The sequence below is a fragment of the Pseudomonas argentinensis genome (assembly GCF_001839655.2).
Classification (GTDB): domain Bacteria; phylum Pseudomonadota; class Gammaproteobacteria; order Pseudomonadales; family Pseudomonadaceae; genus Aquipseudomonas; species Aquipseudomonas argentinensis_B.
The window spans coordinates 4,288,385-4,310,810 of sequence record NZ_CP056087.1; the positions used below are offsets into that span (position 1 = coordinate 4,288,385).

20 protein-coding genes are annotated in these 22,426 nt (G+C 66.7%); 6 read left to right on the forward strand and 14 right to left on the reverse strand.

Going from position 1 to position 22,426, the window contains the following annotated elements; translation table 11 throughout:
* Positions 1-5: 5 nt before the first annotated feature.
* From SA190iCDA_RS19370 to SA190iCDA_RS19390, 5 genes are all read right to left on the reverse strand, one after another.
* Positions 6-1,322, reverse strand: coding sequence for an MFS transporter (locus SA190iCDA_RS19370; RefSeq protein WP_070885652.1), 1,317 nt, complete (start codon positions 1,320-1,322; stop codon positions 6-8).
* Between the two features lie 175 nt (positions 1,323-1,497).
* Complete coding sequence (locus tag SA190iCDA_RS19375; protein ID WP_070885653.1) at positions 1,498-2,136, reverse strand: N-carbamoylsarcosine amidohydrolase; 639 nt, start codon at positions 2,134-2,136, stop codon at positions 1,498-1,500.
* Positions 2,137-2,146: 10 nt separating this feature from the next.
* On the reverse strand, positions 2,147-2,899 hold the full coding sequence (locus SA190iCDA_RS19380) for an Asp/Glu racemase (RefSeq protein ID WP_070885654.1): 753 nt from the start codon (positions 2,897-2,899) through the stop codon (positions 2,147-2,149).
* The gene (locus SA190iCDA_RS19385) at positions 2,896-3,717 is read right to left on the reverse strand and encodes an alpha/beta fold hydrolase (protein WP_070885655.1); all 822 of its coding nucleotides are present in this window, start codon (positions 3,715-3,717) and stop codon (positions 2,896-2,898) included. Before SA190iCDA_RS19385 ends, SA190iCDA_RS19380 begins: the two co-directional genes overlap by 4 nt.
* The gene (locus SA190iCDA_RS19390; RefSeq protein ID WP_070885656.1) at positions 3,714-4,862 is read right to left on the reverse strand and encodes an FAD-dependent monooxygenase; all 1,149 of its coding nucleotides are present in this window, start codon (positions 4,860-4,862) and stop codon (positions 3,714-3,716) included. The genes SA190iCDA_RS19385 and SA190iCDA_RS19390 overlap by 4 nt, the downstream gene beginning before the upstream one ends.
* Before the next feature lie 318 nt (positions 4,863-5,180).
* Here SA190iCDA_RS19390 and SA190iCDA_RS19395 point away from each other — a divergent pair, with 318 nt between their 5' ends.
* The 4 genes from SA190iCDA_RS19395 to SA190iCDA_RS19410 all read left to right on the forward strand — a co-directional run bounded on the left by SA190iCDA_RS19395 (position 5,181) and on the right by SA190iCDA_RS19410 (position 11,310).
* Positions 5,181-6,233: a 2,5-dihydroxypyridine 5,6-dioxygenase gene (locus SA190iCDA_RS19395; protein WP_070885657.1), complete on the forward strand. Its 1,053-nt coding sequence runs from the start codon at positions 5,181-5,183 to the stop codon at positions 6,231-6,233.
* A gap of 108 nt (positions 6,234-6,341) precedes the next feature.
* Positions 6,342-6,791, forward strand: coding sequence for a MarR family winged helix-turn-helix transcriptional regulator (locus SA190iCDA_RS19400; RefSeq protein WP_070885658.1), 450 nt, complete (start codon positions 6,342-6,344; stop codon positions 6,789-6,791).
* Between the two features lie 485 nt (positions 6,792-7,276).
* On the forward strand, positions 7,277-7,771 hold the full coding sequence (locus tag SA190iCDA_RS19405; RefSeq protein WP_070885659.1) for a (2Fe-2S)-binding protein: 495 nt from the start codon (positions 7,277-7,279) through the stop codon (positions 7,769-7,771).
* A complete protein-coding gene (locus tag SA190iCDA_RS19410) occupies positions 7,762-11,310 on the forward strand; it encodes a molybdopterin cofactor-binding domain-containing protein (RefSeq protein WP_070885660.1) in 3,549 nt (1,182 codons plus the stop codon). Before SA190iCDA_RS19405 ends, SA190iCDA_RS19410 begins: the two co-directional genes overlap by 10 nt.
* Before the next feature lie 9 nt (positions 11,311-11,319).
* Here the strand turns inward: SA190iCDA_RS19410 and SA190iCDA_RS19415 are convergent, their stop codons facing one another.
* Together SA190iCDA_RS19415 and ftrA are read right to left on the reverse strand one after the other, a co-directional pair.
* Positions 11,320-11,973: a TetR family transcriptional regulator gene (locus tag SA190iCDA_RS19415; protein WP_070885661.1), complete on the reverse strand. Its 654-nt coding sequence runs from the start codon at positions 11,971-11,973 to the stop codon at positions 11,320-11,322.
* A 306-nt stretch (positions 11,974-12,279) separates the two neighbouring features.
* Positions 12,280-13,260 (reverse strand): transcriptional regulator FtrA, encoded by a 981-nt coding sequence (gene ftrA, locus SA190iCDA_RS19420; protein ID WP_070885662.1) that lies wholly within the window; start codon positions 13,258-13,260, stop codon positions 12,280-12,282.
* Between the two features lie 95 nt (positions 13,261-13,355).
* Here ftrA and SA190iCDA_RS19425 point away from each other — a divergent pair, with 95 nt between their 5' ends.
* Positions 13,356-13,796, forward strand: a complete 441-nt coding sequence (locus SA190iCDA_RS19425; RefSeq protein ID WP_070885663.1) for a rhodanese-like domain-containing protein — start codon at positions 13,356-13,358, stop codon at positions 13,794-13,796.
* 44 nt (positions 13,797-13,840) lie between these two features.
* Positions 13,841-14,305, forward strand: coding sequence for a GNAT family N-acetyltransferase (locus tag SA190iCDA_RS19430; protein ID WP_236100919.1), 465 nt, complete (start codon positions 13,841-13,843; stop codon positions 14,303-14,305).
* A 15-nt stretch (positions 14,306-14,320) separates the two neighbouring features.
* On the opposite strand, the gene SA190iCDA_RS19435 is transcribed toward SA190iCDA_RS19430, so the two are convergent.
* The 7 genes from SA190iCDA_RS19435 to SA190iCDA_RS19465 all read right to left on the reverse strand — a co-directional run bounded on the left by SA190iCDA_RS19435 (position 14,321) and on the right by SA190iCDA_RS19465 (position 22,300).
* Positions 14,321-14,425, reverse strand: coding sequence for a helix-turn-helix domain-containing protein (locus SA190iCDA_RS19435; protein WP_236100922.1), 105 nt, complete (start codon positions 14,423-14,425; stop codon positions 14,321-14,323).
* Between the two features lie 96 nt (positions 14,426-14,521).
* The gene (locus SA190iCDA_RS19440) at positions 14,522-15,217 is read right to left on the reverse strand and encodes a response regulator transcription factor (RefSeq protein ID WP_070885665.1); all 696 of its coding nucleotides are present in this window, start codon (positions 15,215-15,217) and stop codon (positions 14,522-14,524) included.
* Positions 15,210-17,855, reverse strand: coding sequence for a sensor histidine kinase (locus tag SA190iCDA_RS19445; protein WP_070885666.1), 2,646 nt, complete (start codon positions 17,853-17,855; stop codon positions 15,210-15,212). The genes SA190iCDA_RS19440 and SA190iCDA_RS19445 overlap by 8 nt, the downstream gene beginning before the upstream one ends.
* Complete coding sequence (kdpC, locus tag SA190iCDA_RS19450) at positions 17,852-18,442, reverse strand: potassium-transporting ATPase subunit KdpC (RefSeq protein WP_070885667.1); 591 nt, start codon at positions 18,440-18,442, stop codon at positions 17,852-17,854. The genes SA190iCDA_RS19445 and kdpC overlap by 4 nt, the downstream gene beginning before the upstream one ends.
* A gap of 10 nt (positions 18,443-18,452) precedes the next feature.
* The gene (gene kdpB, locus SA190iCDA_RS19455) at positions 18,453-20,498 is read right to left on the reverse strand and encodes a potassium-transporting ATPase subunit KdpB (RefSeq protein WP_070885668.1); all 2,046 of its coding nucleotides are present in this window, start codon (positions 20,496-20,498) and stop codon (positions 18,453-18,455) included.
* A gap of 12 nt (positions 20,499-20,510) precedes the next feature.
* Positions 20,511-22,205 carry a potassium-transporting ATPase subunit KdpA gene (gene kdpA / locus SA190iCDA_RS19460; RefSeq protein ID WP_070885669.1) on the reverse strand — a complete coding sequence of 565 codons (1,695 nt, stop codon included), beginning with the start codon at positions 22,203-22,205 and terminating at the stop codon, positions 20,511-20,513.
* Positions 22,206-22,210: 5 nt separating this feature from the next.
* Positions 22,211-22,300 carry a potassium-transporting ATPase subunit F gene (locus SA190iCDA_RS19465; RefSeq protein WP_070885670.1) on the reverse strand — a complete coding sequence of 30 codons (90 nt, stop codon included), beginning with the start codon at positions 22,298-22,300 and terminating at the stop codon, positions 22,211-22,213.
* Positions 22,301-22,426 lie beyond the last annotated feature (126 nt).

Sequence of the window (22,426 nt, forward strand, 5' to 3'; positions counted from 1 at the left end):
TCCGGCTAGCGGTTGACCAGCTTGGCCGGCAGGGCGATCACCAGCAGGCAGCTGAGGATCAGGCACCCGGCGAAGAACCACAGCGCCGCGTGGCTGGTGCCGGTCAGGTCGGTGACCAGGCCCATCAGCGAGTTGCTCACCAGCCCGGCGATATTGGCCAGCGAGCAGGCCAGGGCGAAGCCGGTCGCTGCGGCCGTGCCCTTGAGAAAGGTCGCCGGCAGGCTGAAGAACACCGGCACGGCGCCAATGATCGCCGCCGAGGCGATGGCGAACAGGGTCACGGTCATCACCAGGTTGTGGCTGAACAGCGTGCTGCTGGCCATGGCCGCGGCACCGACGATGAAGGGCACGATGATGTGCCAGCGCCGCTCACGGTGACGGTCCGAGCTGGCGCCGATCAGCAGCATGCCGGCCAGGGCCGCCAGGCTGGGAATGGCGGTCAGCAGGCCGATATGAAAGGTGTCGGTCACCCCGGTATTGCGGATGAAGGTCGGCATCCAGAAACCCATGGCGTAGGCGCTGAGCAGGATGGAGAAGTCGATGCCGCCGAGCATCCACACCTTGAGGTTGAAGAAGCCGTCGCGAAAGCTGTGCTTGCTGTCCTTGCCTTCCGCGTCGTCGGCCGCCAGGTCACTGGCCAGCTGCGCCTTTTCCTCGGCACTCAGCCACTTCGCCTGATTGAAGTGATTGGGCAGCGCCCAGAAGGTGAGGATGCCGAGCAGCACGCTGGGAATCGCCTCGAGCAGGAACAGCCACTGCCAGCCACGCAGGCCGTTGACCTGGTCGAAGTGGTTCATGATCCAGCCGGAAAGGGGCCCGCCGATCACGCTGGACAGCGGCAGGCCGATCATGAACAGCGCGATGATGCGCCCGCGTCGGTAGGTCGGGTACCAGGTGGTCAGGTAGTACAGCACGCCCGGCAGGAAGCCGGCTTCGGCGGCGCCCAGCAGGAAGCGGATGATGTAGAACTGCGTGGTGGTGGTAACGAACATGGTGCAGGCCGACAGCAGCCCCCAGGTGATCATGATGCGGGCGATCCACACCTTGGCGCCGACCTTCTGCAGTACCAGGTTGCTGGGCACCTCGAAGAGGATGTAACCGACGAAGAACAGCCCGGCACCGAGGCCGTAGGCCGCCTCGCTGAACTGCAGGTCGCTGAGCATCTGCAACTTGGCGAAACCGACGTTGATGCGATCCAGATAAGCGGCGAGGTAGCAGAAGCACAGGAAGGGGATGAGCTTCCAGGTCACTTTGCGGTACAGCTCCCTCGAGCTGTCGGCGGCACTGCCCATGGCGGTGCTGGTAGCGGGTACGTAAGGCATTGCGTTGTCTCCTGGCGGTGACTTGTGATTGTTGTTGAAGCCAGCAGTCGTCGACGCGTTGAGCGTCGCAACGGCGACTTCCCAAGGCAGCGTCAGTGCCATGCATGCATGGCGATCGCCCTCCGTGGAGCGACCAATGGAGCAGGCAGCGTACCGCCAGCGCCTTATGGGTGAATCAGCGGGTAACCTCCTGCAGATAGCTCAGGGTTTCCTGCAGGCTCACGACATCGCCGTACTTGCTGTCGATGTCGAACAGGTTGGCCTCGTGGGGCGCCTGGTGACGATCACCGACGCACTCGCGCACGACGATGGTGCGAAAACCATGCTGCACCCCGTCCACCGCACTGGCACGAATGCAGCCGCTGGTCGAGCAGCCCGCCAGAATCAGAGTGTCGACACCCTGGGCATGCAACTGTGCAGCCAGGCTGGTGCCGAAAAATACACTGGCGTACTGCTTGGTCACCACCTGCTCCCCCGGCAGCGGTGCGACCGGTGCGCAGAATTCGGCCAGCGGGTTGCCGTCGACCATGTCCTTCATCACCGGCGCCTTGCGCACCCACATGCCGCCGTCGGCACAATCGGCGGCCTGGTAGCGGATATTGCTATGCACCAGGGTGATACCCAGCCGGCGCGCCGCGTCCAGCAAGGCCACCGACTGCTCCACCGCGCTGACCACGCCAGGCGCGTACAGCGGCGCGCCCGGCGTGGTGTAGCCCTGCATGAAGTCGATCATCAGCAGGGCCGGCCGCGCGCCGAAGCCGATACGCTGGCCCCAGACGCCCTGATAGTTGTCGCTAAGGCTCTGCCCGCTCATGGCGATCTCCTCAGTAGGCGCCGGACAACAGCGCGCCGGCGCCGGGCACGATCGGCTCCAGGTCCAGTGCCTTGAGCATGCAGTAGGTGGTGGCGATGGCCGCCGTGACCACCGGTTTGCCGGTCAGCGCCTCGACCTTGGCCACCGCCGGCAGCGACTGCATCTGCACGCAGGCCGACAGCACCACCACATCGACGCCCTCCAGGTTCATGCCGGCGACGATGCCCGGCAGGTTGGCCGGGTCGTGGCGCGCCACCTGCAGGTTGTCGGGAATTTCCAGGGCACGCCAGTCGACCACCTCGAAGCCTTCTTCACGGATGTAGTCGACCACCAGTTCGGTGAGCGGCTTCATGTAGGGCGCGACGATGGCGATGCGCTTGGCCTTCATCACCTTGAGCGCCTCGACCAGGGCACCGGCACTGGTGATCACCGGCGAGTTGGCGTCGTTGTCGGCGGTCACCTGGCGCAGACGCTGTTCGGATTGGCGATGGTAGCCCAGGCCCATGGCCATGATCGCCACCAGGCAGGCATAGCCGAGCACGTCGACCTTGGCGTCGGACAGCTCCAGCGCGCAGCGGTCGGACTCGGCATCCATGGCTGCCAGCTCTTCCTTCTTCACCTGCTTCATGCGCATGCGCGCCGAATGGAAAGTGAAGCGTTCCGGGCGGATGGCCTGGCGCGCGCTGAGCATCGCCGGGATCTCGGTTTCCATGGTGGTGTTGGAGCTCGGCACGATCTGGCCGATGCGATAGAGCCTGTTCATGGCAGCACCTCGTGGTGAATGGGTTGCCCGAGAAAATCGCCGAATGCAGCGAAGAAGCCGCCCAGGTCATCCCAGGGAATCATGTGCCCGGCATCGCTGACCCGGACGATCTGCAGATCCGCCTTGAGCTCATGCAGCTCGGCCTCGTCGACCGCCTCGATCACCCCGCCGCGCCCGGCCACCATCAGCAGCGCCGGCTGCTGCACGGCTGGCAGGTACTGGTGGATATCCACGCTGTGAAACTCTCCGAAGGCCTGCACGATGGCCGGCTCGTAACAGGTGTGCAGCCACTCGGCGCGCAACTGCAGTTGCTCGGGCGTCCAGCTCGGGCAGAACGCCTTCATCGCCTCGGCGTCCATGCCCTGCTCGGCCTGGCGAATGGAGTCGACGTACCAGGGCAGCTTGCTCGGGTAGTCGCGACGACCCGGGCCGGACACCGGTGGGTCGATCAGCACCAGGCGCTCCAGCCCGTCGGCGCCCATTGCCGCAGCGCGAATGGCGAAGCGCGCGCCCATCGAGTGGCCGAGCAGGCTGTAGCGCTCGAAGCCCAGGGCGGCGGCGAAGGCGATGATGTCCGCGGCGCAGGTGTCGGTGTCGTAGGCCAGCTGCGGCCCGCTGGAGGACAAGCCACGGCCGCGCACATCGAGAATGTAGGTGTCGAACTGGCGGCCCAGCACCTCACCAACGAAGCCCCAGGTGATGGCCGGGCTGGTGATGCCGGGCACCAGCAGCAGCACCGGTCCCTTGCCACCGTAACGCAGGTAGTGCTGGCGAATGCCGTTGGCCTGTACGTTGCGGCCGCCGATCAGCGTGCTCATGCCGCTACCCCGCTTTTCAGCGGCTGGGCATAGACGTCATAGCCGTAAACCCAGGCCGGGTCTTCCTGGGTACGCAGGAAGGTATTGGCGTTGGAGACTGCCTGCACCCGCGAGGCACGCTCCTTGCGGTTGGCCTCGTAGAGTTCGAACGCGGTGCGGTAGTCCGTCAGCCCGGTTTCCTGCAGGCAGCGGGTGAGCATCGCCGCGTCCTCGATGGCCATGCCGGCGCCCTGGGCCATGTGCGGTTTCATCGGGTGGCAGGCGTCGCCGAGCAGTACCAGCCGGCCACGGCTCCACAGCGGCAAGGGGTTGCGGTTGCGCAGCGGCCACTTGGTGATGTCCTCGGTGGAGCGGATCAGCTTCTGCACCGTCGGGTGATAGCCCTCGAAGGCCGCCAGCATTTCATCCTGGCTGCTGTCCACGTAGTTGCCCTGGAAATCCCAGGCCTCGTGGGGCACGCCGGTGACGAAGTAGTACTCATCACGCTTGGCGGTGGTGTGATAGACCATCATGTGGCGGTCATCGGTCCACCACTTCACGCAGGGCTCGAACACGTCGGCATGGCGTACCAGGTTCTCACCACGGATCAACGCCCGGTGCGCGACCCAGCCACTGTAGATCGGTGCTTCGACGCCCAATAGTTCTTCGCGAATCTTCGAGTGGATGCCGTCGGCGCCGATCACGATATCGGCCGTGGCCTGGGTGCCGTCGGTAAAGGTCAGGCGCACCTGGTCGCCCTCGTCGACGATGGTCTCCAGCTTCTTGCCGAACTGCAGCGTGCCTGGCGCGATGCTGTTGATCTGCAAGTCGTGCATGTCGCCGCGGTGCACGGTGACGTAGGCCGCGCCGTATTCGCGGCGCGCAAATTCGCCCAGGGGAATGCGTGACAGGTAGTCGCCGCTGATACCGTCGCGGCTGTGCCAGAAATCCGGGTGCGAGCCCATCTGCTCCAGCGGCTGCTCCAGCCCCATGCGCCGGAAGATCTTCATCACGTTCGGGCCGACGTGGATACCCGCCCCCAGGCGTGAGAACTCTGGCGACTGCTCGTAGACGGTCACCTCGAAGCCAGCCTGCTGCAGCAAGGTGGCGGCGGCTGCCCCACCGAGACCGGCACCGACGATGGCGATTTTCTGTTGAGCCCCCATGGGCATCTCTCCTCTTCTTGGCTACTGAGCGGGACGGTGCCCGCAAGACAATTACAGTGTATGCACTATATTTTTGACTTGGGAAGATGGATCTGAAAGTATTTTTTCAATGCCGTAAAAAGAACTAAAACCTTACAAACACCAAATAAAACGGCATTTGTGTAGATTGGTAACGTTTCAACAGAAAGATTGCCAAGCGCTTCAGCATGGGGTCTCATTGAAAGCAAATAGAGCGAACACTCTATAAAAACGCACCAACACCCAGCAGCCCGATCCACGATGGTGCGCACAGCGAGCAACCCAATCAGGAGACCTGCCATGCCGGTAAGCGATAGTGAACTGACCCAGATGTTCGAACAGGTGCTGACCCTCTCGCGGGTCGACGAGACCCAGAGCGTGGCCATTCTCAAGAGCCATTATTCCAATCCGCGCACCGTGCGTGCGGCGATGGATGCCGCGCAGCGCCTGAAAGCCAAGGTGTATGCCGTGGAGCTGCCGTCCTTCAATCACCCGCGGGCCATGGGCAATGACATGACGGCCTACTGCGGCGACACCGCCCTGACCGGCAACCTGGCGGCGCAACGTGCGCTGGAGGCCGCCGACCTGGTGGTCGATACCATGATGCTGCTGCACTCGCCCGAGCAGGAGCAGATCCTCAAGACCGGCACGCGCATCCTGCTGGCCGTGGAGCCGCCCGAAGTGCTGGCACGCATGCTGCCGACCGAGGAGGACAAGCGCCGCGTGCTGGCCAGCGAGGCACTGCTCAAGCAGGCACGTCGCATTCACGTACGCTCGGCAGCGGGCAGCGACTTCCATGCCGAGCTGGGGCAGTACCCGGCGGTGACCGAATACGGGTTCGCCGACGAGCCGGGGCGCTGGGATCACTGGCCCAGCGGCTTTCTGTTCAGCTGGCCCAACGAGGAAACCGCCCAGGGCACCCTGGTACTGGATGTCGGCGATATCGTGCTGCCGTTCAAGAACTACTGCCGCGAGCGCACCACGCTGGAGATCGACAAGGGCTTTATCACCGGTATCCACGGCGGCTTCGAAGCCGAGTACCTGCGCGACTACCTGAAGTACTTCAAGGACCCCGAGGTCTACGGCATTTCCCATATCGGCTGGGGCCTGCAGCCACGCGCCCAGTGGACCGCCATGGGCCTGCACGACCGTAACGACGGCATGTGCATGGACGCCCGCGCCTTCTACGGCAACTTCCTGTTCTCCACCGGCCCGAACACCGAAGTCGGCGGCACCCGCAAGACGCCGTGCCACCTGGATATCCCGCTGCGCGGCTGCGATATCTACCTCGATGACCGGGCCGTGGTGCTGGCCGGCGACGTGGTCTACCCGGAGGAATCGAAGGCCAGCTGACAACGCGCCAGCTGCCGATCCTCAATACCCGCAAGCCGGCGAGGCGCACACCTTGCCGGCCTGCGCGGTTATACTCGGCGCCCTGCGCCTGTAAGCGAAATTTCCCCCATGTCGATCGACGATTCGTCCGCCACCACCTATCAGGTCACCGAACAGATCGGCCACTTGCTGCGCAAGGCCTACCAGCGCCATACCGCGATCTTTCAGCAGAACGCCTGCGACGCCCAACTCACCTCCATCCAGTTCGTCACCCTGTGCGCCCTGCGCGACCATGGCCCCAGCTCGCAAGCCGAGCTGATCAAGGCCACGGCGGTGGATCAGGCCACCATTCGCGGCATCGTCGATCGCCTCAAGGCCCGCGACCTGGTCGCCCTGTCGCCGGACCCCAGCGACAAGCGCAAGGTCATCGTCGAACTCACCACTGCCGGCAGCGCGCTGCTCGCCGCCATGATCCCCTGCGCCCAGCAGATCAGCGAACTGACCATGGGCAGCCTCAACCCTGGCGAACGCATCGCCATCCTCTACCTGCTGCGCAAGATGAACGACAGCGGCGAGTAAGCCGCAAGCTGTTTACTTGCGACAAACAGTGCGTCGATAGCGGCCGTTCGATTCTGGTGGGCTGAAGCGGATCGCCGCCCGCCCCACCCTACAGCCGCGCACCTTCGGGTAGGGTGGGCTTCAGCCCACCAATTGGCGCACCGTCGCCCCGCAACCGTGACAATCAACTAGCAGCCCGTAGGACGGACCGGAACGCCGGCCGCTCCGTCGGTCCATACCCGCGATTCGTGCGCATGGCGCACTCCCACAAACGCCGATCAGTCGCAGTTCCCTCCAACTTGCAGGCATAGCACTCAAGATTTTCTGCGGGAATCGCAGTTAGCTAGCTGGCGCCTCTCCCCGATTTACCCAAACCACCCTCCGCTGGCCCATTCCTTGCGTAGCACAAAGCACTTTTCATGAAGTAAGCACTTAACGAACAAAAAGCCTGTTTCCTGGGTATTGCGGTAACGCCGGGTTCGGGCACACAAGGCAGCAAGGCATCCATGGAAAAGACCCTGAACCTGCAGGTAAACGGGCAGGCGGTGCAGCTCAGCGCTGAGCCGCAGACTCCACTGCTCTACATTCTGCGCAATGATCTGGCCCTCAATGGCCCCAAGTACGGCTGCGGCCTGGGTGAATGCGGCGCCTGCACGGTGATCGTCGATGGCCGTGCCACCCGCTCGTGCGTATTTCCCGTCGGCGGTGCGGTAGGCCGCAGCGTGACCACCCTGGAGGGCCTTGGCAATCGCCAGTGCCCTGATCCGGTGCAGCAGGCCTTTATCACCGAGCAGGCTGCGCAATGCGGCTACTGCCTCAACGGCATGATCATGACCATCAAGGCCCTGCTGCTGCGCGACCCCTACCCCAGTGACGAACAGCTGCGCCGCGAGCTGTCCGCCAACCTGTGCCGCTGCGGCACCCACGTCGAAATCATGCGCGCCGCCCTGCGCGCCGCCGGCCGCCCGGCCGCCCCGCACGGAGACACCCCATGCAGCTGACCCTCGAGCAATGGCTGGCCCAGCCCGACGTATTGCTGGTCGTCGATACCATCCAGCCACCGTCCGGCCCCATGCCCAAGGGCCAGAGCGCCACGCTCAAGCCCAAGGAGCTGGGCCTGTTCCTGGCCATCACCGGAACCGGCAAGGTGTACGCCTTCAACGGGCACGTGGACCTGGGCACGGGTATTCGCACCTCACTGGCACAGATCGTCGCCGAAGAGCTGTACCTGCGGCTGGATCAGGTGGAGATGGTACTGGGCGACACCGAGCGCGCGCCCAACCAGGGCGCCACCATCGCCAGCGCGACCATCCAGATAAGCGCCGTGCCCCTGCGCAACGCCGCCGCCGAAGCCCGCCGTCACCTGCTGCAGCTGGCCGGTGAACGCTGGCAAACGCCAGGCGAACAACTGACCCTTCAGGAGGGTGTATTCACCCATCCCGATGGCCGCCAGCTGGGTTTCGGTGAGCTGCTCACCGGCGGGCATATTCGCCTGGAAATCAGCGGCGAGGCACCGCTCAAACCGGCCAGCGAATACCGCCTGGTCGGCCAGGGCGCGGCCCGCGTCGACATCCCGGCCAAGGCCACCGGCGAATTGATCTACGTGCACGACATGCGTCTGCCTGGGATGCTGCACGGCCGCGTCATTCGCCCGCCCTATGCCGGTTACGACAGCGGTGATTTCGTCGGCAACAGCCTGCTGGCGGTGGATGAAAGCTCCATCGCCGACCTTCCCGGCATCGTCGCCGTGGTGGTGATCCGCGACTTCGTCGGCGTGGTCGCCGAGCGCGAAGAGCAAGCCATCCGCGCCGCCCAGCAACTGCGCATCGAGTGGAAACCCTGGCAGCAAAAATTGCCCGACCTGCGTGATGTCGCCCAGGCCATTCGCGACAACCCGCGTATCGCCCGCACCGTGCTGGACAAGGGCGACGTCGAGCAGGCCTTGCAGGACGCCGACCAACGCCTCACCCGCACCTACCTGTGGCCCTACCAGCTGCACGCCTCCATCGGCCCGTCCTGCGCCCTGGCCGACTACGGCGAGCAACATTCGCGGGTCTGGTCCGGCACGCAGAACCCGCACCTGCTGCGCGCCGACCTGGCCTGGCTGCTGGAGTGCGATGAACGCAGCATCGAGATCATTCGCATGGAGGCCTCGGGCTGCTACGGCCGCAATTGCGCCGATGATGTGTGCGCCGATGCGCTGCTGCTCTCCCGCGCCGTTGGCAAGCCGGTACGCGTGCAGCTGACCCGCGAACAGGAACACGTGTGGGAGCCCAAGGGCACCGCGCAGCTGATGGAAGTGGATGGCGGCCTGAACGCCGATGGCAGCATCAGCGCCTACGACTTCCAGACCAGCTACCCGTCCAACGGCGCGCCGACCCTGGCCCTGCTGCTGACCGGCCGGGTCGAGCCGCTGCCAATGATGTTCGAGATGGGCGACCGCACTTCGATACCGCCCTACGACTACGAGCACATGCGCGTGACCATCAACGACATGGCACCGCTGGTACGCGCCTCCTGGATGCGCGGTGTCTCGGCGCTGCCCAACAGCTTCGCCCATGAGTCCTATATCGACGAGCTGGCCTTCGCCGCTGGCGTCGATCCCGTGCAGTACCGGTTGCAGCATCTGAAGGATGATCCCAGGGCCCGCGAACTGATCGAAGCCACGGCCAAGCGTGCCGACTGGCAACCCCATACCCAACCGCAGCAGACCCCTTCCGAGGGTGACGTGCTGCGCGGTCGCGGCTTCGCCTACGCGCGCTACATCCACAGCAAGTTCCCCGGCTTTGGCGCGGCCTGGGCAGCCTGGGTCGCCGACGTGGCGGTGGACAAGCGCACCGGTGAAGTGGCGGTGACCCGCGTGGTGATCGGCCACGACGCCGGCATGATGATCAACCCCGACGGCGTGCGCCATCAGATCCACGGCAACGTGGTGCAGTCCACCAGCCGGGTGCTCAAGGAGCAGGTGCAGTTCGAGGAATCCAAGGTGGCCAGCAGCGAATGGGGCACCTACCCGATCCTCACCTTCCCGGAAGTGCCGGCCATCGACGTGATGATGATGCCGCGCCAGAGCGAGCCGCCCATGGGCAGTGGCGAGTCGGCCTCGGTGCCCAGCGCCGCGGCCATCGCCAATGCCATCTATGACGCCACCGGTCTGCGCTTTCGCGAACTGCCGATCACCGCTGAACGCGTCCGCGCCGCCCTCAACGGCGGATCCCCCGGCGCAGACACGCCGGCCACCGCAACCGGCAAGAAACGCAGCAAATGGTGGCTTGGCGGCCTGGCGGGTGTATTCGGCACCGCCCTCGGCCTACTGGCCACCGCCATGCCCTGGCGCGCCGAAATCGCTCCGGTAGCGCCCGCGGCGTCGGGCACCTGGTCCGCCGCGACGCTGGAGCGTGGCCGCTTGCTGGCAGCGGCTGGCGATTGCGCCGTCTGTCACACCGCCCCGGACGGCGCGTCCAACGCCGGCGGCCTGGCGATGGAGACGCCGTTCGGCACCCTGTACAGCACCAATATCACCCCGGACCGGGAAACCGGCATCGGCACCTGGTCGTTCGGCGCCTTCGAACGCGCCATGCGCGAAGGCATCAGCCGCGACGGCCGGCACCTCTACCCGGCCTTCCCCTACACCGCCTTTCGCACCATCACCGACACCGACATGCAGGCGCTCTACGCCTACCTGATGTCCCAGGCGCCGGTAAAGCAATCCGCCCCCGCCAACCAGATGAGCTTTCCGTTCAACATCCGCCCGCTGATGGCCGGCTGGAACGCCCTGTTTCTCGGCCGTGGCGAATACCAGGCCGATACCAGCCGCACCGAACAATGGAACCGCGGCGCCTACCTGGTCAACGGCCTGGGCCACTGCGCCGCCTGCCACTCGCCGCGCAACCTGCTGGGCGCGGAGAAAACCGGCAAGGCCTTTCTGGCCGGCGGCATGGTCGATGGCTGGGAGGCCCCGGCCCTGAATGCCCTGGGCAGCAGCGGCGTACCCTGGACGGAAGCCGAGCTGAGCGAATACCTGAGCAGCGGCTTCTCCAGCCAGCACGGCGTGGCGGCCGGGCCCATGGGGCCTGTGGTCAGCGAACTGGCGACCTTGCCGAAAAGCGATGTGGAGGCCATCGCCCACTACCTGGTTTCACTGGATACCGGCACCACAACAAGCACCACAGCGGTCGCCGCCACGGGCATCGACACCCTCTCCCTCAACCGTGGCCAGCGGATCTTCGAGGGTGCCTGCCAGGCCTGTCATAGCGACGGCAACGGCCCCCAGCTGTTCGGCGTCAGCCCGTCCATGGCGGTCAACAGCAACGTGCACAGCGCGGTGCCGGACAACCTGCTGAACGTCATCCTGCACGGGATCGACAAGCCGGCCACGCCCGATCTGGGCTACATGCCGGCATTCAAGGACAACCTCAGCGACCGCCAGGTGGCTGACCTGGCCGGCTACCTGCGCCAGCGTTTCGCCGGCGACCAACCGGCCTGGAAGAACCTGCCGGAGAGGGTTGCCCACGTGCGCGCCAACCCAGGCAGCCACTGACGACGCAGCCTAGACGCCCTCGCCCGCTCGCGCCAGGCCGCGCAGCACCAGGTCGCAGATGAATGCCAGCCAGTGCTGCTTCTCCTTCGGCGAGGCCAGCGCATCGTCGAGAAAGCAGCTCAGGGTGTGCAGGTTCGAGTTGTAGAAGTAGCAGAGCGAGGCGATCATCAGGTAGACGTGGCGGATATCGATGTCCTGACGAAACAGCCCCTGCTCCTGCCCCGCCCTGACGATGGGTTCGAGCATCCCCACCGTCGTACCGGATAGTGCCCGCAGGTTGCTCGACTTGCGCGCATGGACGCCCTGCAGCAGGTTTTCCGTCCCCAGGATGGTGATGAACTCCGGGTGCTTGAGGTAGTGGTTCCAGGTGAAGGCCACCAGATCGCGGATCGCCTGCCGGGGATCCGTCAGATCGAAGCGCTGGCGCGCCTCGGCGCGGTTGAACTGGGCGTAGATATGCTCCAGCACACTGACGAACAGCTCGTCCTTGCTGCCGAAGTAGTAGTAAATCATCCGCTCGTTGCATTGCGCCTGGCTGGCGATCTGCTCGGTGCGCGCCCCGGCGTAGCCCTGCCGGCTGAACACCTTGACCGCCGCCTTGAGAATGGCCGTGCGGGTGCGGTCTGCCTGAGCAGCTCGGGTACCAGCCCCAGGCTTTTGCATGATCAACTCCACCTCCAAGACGAAGGCGAAGTATGGAGCATCGACCGCCCGATACCAATTGCTCGCCACCGCCCGAAGCCTAGGGTCTGTTGACGTTTCACGCCCGGCCCTACGGATGGGGCCGCCTAGGTTGTGCGGGAAATCTCGCCATGCGTCGTTGGAGGACTTGGCAAGGGAAAACGCGGACGGCTAGTCCATTGCCTGCGTCCTCCGCCTAGCGGATCGCCGCCCGGCCTGGCGAGATTTCTCGCGGTAACGCGGCTCGCGTTGGAACGTCAACAGACCCTAGGCAGGCGAGCGGTGGGATCAGCCTTCGACCGACCGCGCCTGTCGCTGTCCGAAGCGCTCGCGGTAGAACGACGGAGCCAGGCCGACCAGCTTGCGAAACGCCACGCGAAAGCTTTCCACCGAGGCGAACCCACAGCGCTCGGCAATCTGTTCGCTGTTCAGGCCCGTGCTTTCCAGCAGCGCGCGGGCCTGGGCCATGCGCGCATGCTGCAGCCAGCGCTTGGGCGTCATGCCGGTGGCCTCGCTGAAACGCCGCAGGAAGGTGCGCTCGCTCATCAAGGCCCTGGCCGCCAGTTGGCTCACCGTCAGGGGATCGCCGAGGTGCTGACGTGCCCACTCGAGCACCGCGGACAGATCGTCCCTGGGCGCCTGGGCAACCGGTGCCGGGATGAACTGGGCCTGCCCACCGGAGCGTTGCGGGGCCATTACCAGGCGGCGTGCCACGCTATTGGCGACATGGGCGCCGAAGTCGCGCTCCACCAGATGCAGGCAGGCATCGATGCCGGCTGCGCTACCGGCCGAGGTGATGACCTGGCCGCTGTCGACGTAGAGCACCGCCGGGTCGACAGCGATCGCGGGGAAGCGGGCTGCCAGTTCATCCGTGTAGCGCCAGTGGGTCGTGGCGCGCTGGCCATCGAGCAGCCCGGCAGCCGCCAGCACGAACACCCCCGAGCAGATCGACAGCAGCCGCGCGCCTCTGCCGTGGGCCGTGCGCAGCGCATCGATCAGCGGCTGCGGCGGTCGCTCGTTGCGGTCACGCCAACCCGGCACGATGATCGTGCGCGCCTCGCTCAGCGCCTCGAGACCGGCATCGGCGCTTACCTGAATGCCGCCCAAGGCGCGCATCGGCCCCGGGTCCACGGCGACGATGCAGTACCGGTACCAGGGGAAATCGAACTCCGGCCGCGGCAGACCGAAGATTTCCACGGCGATGCCGAATTCGAAGGTGCACAAGCCGTCATAGGCCAGCACGGCCACCAGGCCCGGGTCGCGGTTCATTTGGCGGAAAACTACCGGTCAATGTCGATTGCGCCACTGTAGCGCGCCTGGCGCGTTAACTAAAGTGGACGCTCCGTTAACCAGGAGCTACCACCATGCCAAGTCTGATCAGCGAAATCCCCACCGCCTCCTGTGCCGAAGCGCAGGCGCATTTCGGCAATCGGCTGCGTTTCGAAACCGACTGCTCGGATGTCCATCGCAGCCAACAGCGCGGCGATGTCGACTACCTGCTGGTGGATGTGCGCGGCCCCGAGGCTTATGCCGCCGGCCATGTTCCCGGTGCCATCAATATACCCACCGCAGCCATCACAGCCGAGCGGCTGGCAGCCTTCAGCCCTTCGACGCTGTTCGTCGTCTACTGCGCCGGCCCCCACTGCAACGGGGTGCACCGCGCGGCCCTGCGCCTGGCAAGCCTCGGCTACGGGGTAAAGGAAATGCTCGGTGGGGTGACCGGCTGGCTCGACGAGGGCCTGGCGCTGGTTGGCGAGAACGTAGAGCAAGCCGCGCCGGCCTCCGCCATTTCCTGCGCATGCTAAGCCCCCACGATGCCGTTCGAGCGGCCGAACCTGCGGACGTGCCCGTGCTGCTCGACCTGATGCGCGAGCTGGCCGAGTTCGAGGACTACCTCGATGACTTCAGGGTCGATGAGCAGGCACTGCTGAGCCGCGTTTTCGGCCCGGATGCCCAGTGCGAGGTACTGGTGGCCGACGTCGGGCGCCACCTGGCCGGTTATGCCGTGGCGCTGGCAATCCCCTTCACCTTCGATCTGCGCCCCACCCTGCTGCTCAAGGAGCTGTACGTCCGCGAAGGGTATCGCCGCGCAGGGCTGGGCCAGGCGCTGATGCAGGGGGTCGCCCTGCTGGCGCAGCGCAAGGGTGCGGGGCGGCTGAAATGGGATGTGCTGCGGGGAAACGCGCGCGCGCAAGCCTTCTATGCCCGCCTTGGCGGCAAGCCCGACGACAAATGGGTGGCCTACCAGATGGACCGGCAGGCGCTCGACCGACTCGTCGCCTCAGCCGAGATGGTCGACTCGCACCGTTCTTGAAAACCGGCACCCCACTCAGCGCGCGGGCTGCTTCACCCGTCCCAGCGCCCGGTAGAGCGTCGAGCGATGTACACCGAGCTTGCTGGCAGCTTCGCTGACCGAGCGGCCCTGCCCGATCATCTGCTTGGCGAACGCGATCTGCTCTGCGCACAGGCACGGTTTGGCGCAAATTGCACGCCGCGCGCCTTGGCGGCTGCGCGGCCGGGGTTGTTGCGCTCAGTGTTCCTCATCGATCAAGCGGTAACCGACGCCCACGATGGTCTGGATCACTCGCGAGGCACCCGGGTCGTCCTGGAATTTCTGGCGCAGCCGGCCGACCGCCGTGCGCAGGCTGCGGCTGTCGCCCAGGTGACTGGGGCCCCAGACCAGGCGGATCAACTGTTCGGCGGTGACGATGCGGCCGTGATTGCGGGCGAGAATCTCCAGCACGCCGTACTCCTTCCTGCTCAGGCTGATCGCCACACCGCGCAGAGTCACCAGGCGCTGGGACAGGTCGACGTACAGCTGCCCCAGGCGGATGGCGGGCTGCAGCATCAGCTCGTCCGACGAGGCGCGCAGCAGCCCACGGACGCGGGCCATGAACTCCTGGATGCCGAAGGGCTTGGTGACGTAGTCGTTGGCGCCCAGATCCAGCAGGCGCACCTTCTCCTCCTGGCTGTTGCGCACCGACAGCACCAATACCGGCACCTCTGACCAGGCGCGCAGCTCGCGCAGCACCTCGCTGCCGTCCATGTCCGGCAGGCCCAGGTCGAGAATGACCAGGTGCGGCGCCTGGATCGCCGCCAGCGTCAGGCCCTTGGCCCCGGTGGCGGCCTCCAGCACGGTGAACGACTGGGTGGCGAGGCTGATGCGCAGCAGCTTGCGGATCTGCTTCTCGTCGTCGATCACCAGAATGCGCGGCGACTCATTCACCGGCGCCTCCCGCCACCCCGGCATTGCTGGCCAGCGGCAGGTGCAGCGACAGGGCCGTGCCGCGCCGATCGTCACCGTCTGCCACCTCGACGTGGCCCCCATGGGCACCGAGCATGCCCCGGCAGATGGCCAACCCAAGCCCGGTGCCCTTGCCGCCCCGGTCGCCGCGCGCCGCGGTGTAGAACATGTCGAAGATCTGCTCGCGCTCGGCCGCGGGAATGCCCGGGCCCTGGTCGGCCACGCGCAACACCAGCTCGCGCTCGTCATGGGCGACGCTGACCGTGACCCGACCGCCCTCCGGCGAGAAGCGCGCGGCGTTTTCCAGCACGTTGACCAGCGCCTGCTCGATGAGCGCCGCGTGAACGTGCAGCAGCGGCAGGTCGGGCGGCACGCTGACGCTGAGCTGCAGGTCGCTGAGCACGTGGCGCAGGCGATTGACCGCACTGCTGACGATATCGCCGGGCGCCACCCAGTCCCGGGAGAGTTTCAGGCCGCCGTGCCCGAGGCGGGTCATGTCCAGCAGGTTCTGGATGTAGCGGTCCAGCCGCTCGGCTTCGTCGCGGGTGCCTTCCAGCAGCTCGATGCGCTCGGCGGGCGGGATGACGCTACCCAGGCTGAGCAGGCTGTCGATCGAGCCGCGCATGGCGGTCAGCGGTGTGCGCAGGTCGTGGGAGACCGAGGCCAGCAAGGCGCTGCGCAGTTGCTCGGTTTCGCCATGCAGGCGAGCGGCCTCGAGGTTCTCGGCCAGGCGCGCACGGGCCAGGGATTGGGCGATGGGTTGGCTGAGCGCGGTGAGCGCGCGGCGCTGCACGGCGGTAAGGGCGCCGCCCCCGCGTGGGCGAGCGCCGAGGACGGCGAGCGGGCCGTCTTCGTCGGTCAGCGGAAACCACCACCAGGCACACTCCGGCAAGGTGTCGGTACCCAGGCCGGCGGGCTCCCTATGGCGCCAGGCCCAATCGGCGGCCGCTTCGTCGCGTTCGCCCAGCTCGGCCTGCAAGCCGCTCTGGGTGCGCCACTGCTGGTGCTCACCTCGGCCTAGGATCAGGAAATCCATGGCCATGCGCTCTTGCAGGTGCGTGACCGCCGCACTGATCACCGCCTGGCGATCCGTCGCCCTGGCCAGGCTGCGCGACAGCTCCAGCAGCGCCACCGTCGCGCCCTGGGTTTCGCGCAGGCTCTGCAGCTGGCGGCGCTGGTGCGAGGCCAGGTTGCCCGTCAGGGCGGCCATGAACAGGAAGAAGAACAGCGACAGCAGGTCCTGGTGGCGGTCGATCGTCAGCGAATACCGGGGCTCGATAAAGAACCAGTTGTAGGCGATGAACGACAGTACCGCGCAGCTCAGCGCCGGGCCGATGCTGCTGCGCACCGCCACCACCAGCACGGCGGACAGAAATACCAGGGCGACGTTCGGCAGCTCCAGGACGTGGGTCAGCCCCATGGCCGCCAGGGTCGCCGCGACGCTGACCAGGGCGGCCAGCGCATAGGGCCGCCAGGCCAGCTGCGGCGGCGGGCGCGGCCGGTCGTCACGGGCCTCAGAGGCGATATCGAGCACGCTGATTTCCAGGCCCGCGCCAAGGGCGAGCAGGCGTGCTGCCAGATTCCTGCGCCAGAAGGCGCGCGGTTCGCCGCGGGCGATCAGGATCGAGCTGGCGCGTCGGTCATGGGCATGCTCGACCAGGCTTCTGGCCGGCTCGCCGCGCAGCGTGACCACTTCGCCGCCGAGCCGCTCGGCCAGCTGGCAGGCCGCCTGCAGGCGCTGGCGCCAGCGGTCGTCGACGGGCGTGCCGGCATCGACGTGCACCACTGTCCAGGGCAAGTGACGCCGCTGCGCCACGCGGCTGGCGTAGCGCACCAGCGCCTGGGCGCACTCGTCGCCCTGGATGCCCACCAGCAACCGGCCGCGCACCGCCGGCAAGGCGTCGCCGTGCTGCAGCGCGCGGCGGTCGAGATCGGCATCCACCCGGGCCGCAGCGGTCTGCATCGCCAGCTCGCGCAGCGCGGTGAGGTTGGTCTGGCTGAAGAACGCATCGATGGCCGCCCTGGCCTGCTCCGGCACGTAGACCTTGCCCTCGCGCAGGCGCTCGAGCAGATCCCGGGGCGGCAGATCGATGAGCAGGATCTCGTCGGCCTCCTGGATCACCCAGTCCGGCACGGTTTCGCGCACCCGGATGCCGGTAATGGCATGCACCTGATCGTTGAGGCTTTCCAGGTGCTGGACGTTGATGGTCGAGTAGACGTCGATCCCCGCCGACAGCAGCTCCTGCACATCCTGCCAGCGCTTGGTGTGGCGGCTGCCCGGGGCGTTGCTATGGGCCAGCTCGTCGACCAGGGCCAGGTCGGGCCTGATGGCCAGCAACCCGTCGAGGTCGAGTTCGGCCAGGGTCATGCCGCGGTAGGGCACGGCGCGCGGCTCCTGCTGGCTGAGGCCGACGGTCAGCGCGGCGGTTTCGCTGCGCCCGTGGGTCTCGACGATCCCGCAGCGCACCTCGACGCCCAGCGCCTGCTGGCGGCGCGCGGCCTGCAGCATCGCGTAGGTCTTGCCGACCCCCGGCGCCGCGCCCAGAAAGATCTTCAGCCTGCCACGGTCGTCCCGCGGCAGGTCAGCCAGCAGGGCATCTGCTCGCTGGGTGCTGTTCATCGCGCCCGATCCCCTGCCAGCTCGGCGAGCGATGCGTTGAGGTCGAGGATGTTGACCACGGCCGGGCCGATGGCCGGGCGCTGCGCCAGGGCCTGCACCTGCCCGCGCAGCACCTGCGGGTCGATACCCCGCGCCGCCGCCACGCGGGGCAGCTGGTAGAGCACGGCAGCCACGGGCAGGTCGGGGTCGAGCCCGCTGCCCGAGGTGGTCACCAGGGCCAGGGGCGCCGGCGCCTGTGCGTTGGCACCCAGATCAGCGGCCTCTTTCGAGACCCGCTCGGCCAATGCCGGGTTGGAGAACGACAGGTTGCTCGCCGCGCTGGCGACCGTGGCGAAGTCGCCGGCGGAAGGACGGGAGTGAAACCACGGGTCGCCCTCGAACTTCTGCGCGATCAGCCGGCTGCCGCGCACGACACCGCTCGGGTCTTGCAACAGGCTGCCATTGGCCTGTTCGGGAAAGGCGCTCTGCGCCACCACGGTGACGAACAGCGGGTAGGCCGCACCGGTGATCAGCGTCATCAGTGCCAGGGTGGCGACGGCCGGGCGCAGATGGGTGAACCAACTGACGGGTTGCTGGATAGCGTTCATGTTCATCTCCTCACACCAATCCCAGGGCGACCATCGACAGGTCGATCAACTTGATGCCAACGAACGGCGCGACGATGCCGCCGAGGCCGTAGATCAGCAGGTTGCGGCGCAGCAGGCTCGACGCATCGGCGGCCTGCACGCGCACGCCGCGCAGGGCCAGGGGAATCAGCGCGACGATGATCAGCGCGTTGAACACGATGGCCGAGAGGATCGCGCTCTGCGGGCTGTGCAGCTGCATCAGGTTCAGGGCGCCGAGCTGCGGGTAGATACCGGCGAACAGCGCCGGCAGGATCGCGAAGTACTTGGCGACGTCGTTGGCGATCGAGAAGGTGGTCAGCGCACCGCGGGTGACCAGCAGTTCCTTGCCGACCTGCACCACGTCGAGCAGCTTGGTCGGGTCCGAATCCAGGTCCACCAGGTTGGCGGCCTCGCGGGCGGCCTGGGTGCCATCGTTCATCGCCAGGCCCACGTCGGCCTGGGCCAGCGCAGGGGCGTCGTTGGCGCCGTCGCCACACATGGCCACCAGCTTGCCGTCGGCCTGCTCGCTGCGAATGCGCTGCAGCTTCTTCTCCGGCGTGGCTTCGGCGATGACGTCGTCGACGCCCGCCTCGGCAGCGATCGCCGCGGCGGTCAGCGGGTTGTCGCCGGTCACCATCACGGTGCGGATGCCCATGCGGCGCAGCTGGGAAAAACGCTCGCGGATGCCGGGCTTGATCACGTCCTTCAGGTGAATGGCACCGAGCAGGCAACCATCGCTGGCAACCAGCAGCGGAGTGCCGCCGCTTTGCGCGATCTGCTGGACTTCCCGCGCCAGCACCTGGGGCATCTCGTCTCGCGTCAGGCTGAGCCAGTTGAGCACCGAATCCACGGCACCCTTGCGGTACCGAATGCCCTGGTAGTCGACGCCGGACAGGCGGGTTTGCGCGCTGAATGGCACCACCTCCAGGCTCTCGCGGCGCGGCTCGTCGATGGGTTGCAGGGCGCGCAGGTAGTCGACGATCGATTTGCCCTCCGGCGTGTCGTCGGCAAGCGATGCCAGCAGCGCGGCGTGGGTCAGCTGCGGCGTGGTGACGCCAGGTGCCTGGAACAGCGCGCTGCAGCGGCGGTTACCGAAGGTGATGGTGCCGGTCTTGTCGAGCAGCAGGGTGTGCACGTCCCCCGCCGCTTCCACCGCGCGCCCCGACTTGGCGATCACGTTGAGACGCACCAGGCGATCCATCCCGGCGATGCCGATGGCCGACAGCAGGCCGCCGATGGTGGTGGGAATCAGCGTCACCAACAGCGCGGCGAGGTACACCAGCGGCAGGTCGCCACCGGCGTAGCGGGCGAAGGGCTGCAGGGTCGCCACCACGAGCAGGAAGATCAGCGTCATGCCGATGAGCAGGATGTCCAGGGCGATCTCGTTGGGAGTCTTCTGCCGCTTGGCGCCCTCGACCAGGGCGATCATGCGGTCCAGGGTCGACTCGCCGGGGTTGGCGGTGATGCGGATCATCAGGCTGTCGGAGACCACCTGGGTGTTGCCGGTCACTGCCGAGCGATCGCCGCCGGATTCGCGAATCACCGGTGCCGACTCGCCGGTAATGGCCGCCTCGTTGACCGCGGCGACACCCTCGATCACCTCGCCATCACCAGGTATCAGCTCCCCGGCATCGACGCGCACCACATCGCCCTTGCGCAGCCGCGAGGCCGGCACCTGCTCGAAGTAGCCGTGAGCCGTCCTGTAGCGGGCGGTGAGGCCTTCGCTGCCCGACCTGAGGTTGTCCGCCCGGGCCTTGCCACGGCCTTCGGCGAGGGCCTCGGCGAAGTTGGCGAACAGCACGGTGAACCACAGCCACAGGGCGATCTGCAGGGTGAAGCTGGTGCTCACCGCGTCGCTGGGAATGACGCACAGGAGGGTGGTGACCAGCGCCGTCAGCGCCACGGTGAGCATCACCGGGGAGCGGGTCAGCTGGCGTGGGTCGAGCTTGACGAAGGCCTGCTTCAAGGCCGGGCGCCACAGCGCACGGACCGTGGTGTCAGCCGCAGCGCCCACGGGCGCCTGAGTATGCATGTTCATGTTCGCTCCGCCTTACAGGGCCGCGCCGAGGTGGTCGGCAATCGGGCCGAGCGCCAGGGCGGGTAAAAAGGTGAGGCCGCCGACCAGCAGGATGGTCAGGGCCAGAAGGGTCACGAAAAGCGGGCCATGGGTGGGGAAGCTGTTCGGCCCGAGCGGGGCCTGCTTCTTGGCCGCCAGGCTGCCGGCGATCGCCAGGATCGGCAGGATGTAACCGAAGCGCCCCAGCAGGATGGCGAAGCCCAGCATCAGGTTGTGAAAGGCCGTATTGGCGCCGAAGCCAGCGAACGCCGAACCGTTGTTGGCCGTGGCCGAGGTGTAGGCGTACAACGCCTGGCTGAACCCGTGGGGGCCGGGGTTGCTGATGGACGCCGCCGGCCCGGCCAGGCCGACCGCCAGGGCACAGAACACCAGCACGCCCACGGGCATCACGATCAGCGTGGCGACCAGCAGGCGCACCTCCCGGGCATCAAGCTTCTTGCCCAGGTATTCCGGCGTGCGGCCGATCATCAGGCCGGCCAGGAACACGGCGATCAGCACGAACAGCATCATGCCGTAGAGGCCTGCGCCGACGCCGCCGAAGACCACCTCGCTGAGCATCATGTTGGACATCGAGATCATCCCGGCCAGCGGGCTGAGGCTGTCGTGCATGGCGTTGACCGAGCCATTGGAGGCCGCCGTGGTAGCCACCGCCCAGAGAATCGAGGCGGCAACGCCGAAGCGGCTCTCCTTGCCCTCCAGCGACCCCGCCTGCTCGACCGGCAGGCCGGCGAGCGCCGGGTTGGGCTGGTATTCGGCGTGGAGCGCAACGCCCAGGCCGGTCACGAACAGGACCAGCATGCAGGCCAGCAAGGCGCGGCTCTGGCGCATGTCCTTGACGTAATGGCCGAAGGTGAACAGCAGTGCGGCGGGGATCAGCAGAATCGACACGACCTGGGACAGATTGCTCCACACCGTCGGGTTCTCGAACGGGTGCGCCGAATTGACGCCGAAGAAGCCACCGCCGTTGGTGCCCAGCTGCTTGATGGCGATCTGGCTGGCTGCCGGGCCGAGGGGAATGCTCTGCTCCTGGCCCTGCAGCGTGGTGGCGTTGACGTAGGCCTCGAAGCTCTGCGGCACGCCCTGCCAGACCAGGAACAGCGCCAGCAGGGTGCTCAGCGGCAGCAGCGCATAGAGGGTCGCGCGGGTCAGGTCGACCCAGAAGTTGCCCAGGCTGTGGGACGAGCGTGCGCTGATCCCACGGGCCAGCGCGGCGAGTACCGCCAGGCCGACCGCCGGGCTGAGGAAGTTCTGCACGGTAAGGCCGGCCATCTGGCTCAGGTAGCTGAGGGTGGCTTCGCCGCTGTAGGCCTGCCAGTTGGTGTTGCCGACGAAACTGGCGGCGGTGTTGAAGGCCAGGGTCCACTCCACGCCCGGCAGGCCCTGCGGGTTCAGGGGTAGCAGGCCCTGGCCGATCAGCAGCGCGAAGAGCACCAGCAGGCTCAGGGCCGAGAACACCAGCACCGCACCGGCGTACTGTTGCCAGCTCTGGCCATGGCCCGGCCTGATGCCGGCGCAGCGGTAGATGCACTGCTCGACCGGCTCGAGGATCGGTTGCAGCCAGGTTCGCTGCCCCTCCATGGCCTTGTAGATGAATTTGCCCAGCCAGGGCGCGGGCAGCAGCACCAGCGCGAAGAAGGCGACCAGCAGCATCAGGTCCTGTAGCGTCATGGCATTCACTCCCTGCCTGCCTGGAGCAGCGCATGCAGCAGGTAGACGAAGAGGCCGGCAACCAGAAGCAGCGATAGCCCATCGAGAACGTTCATCTTTCACTCCTCGGATACGGGGGATCCCGTGGTCCGAAAAGTCTCGTTGGAATGGCTGTAAATTATCGATTCCGAAAAACCCCAGGCGCGTAAAAAAAACGTATTTTCTGGGGCTTGCGCGTGCCT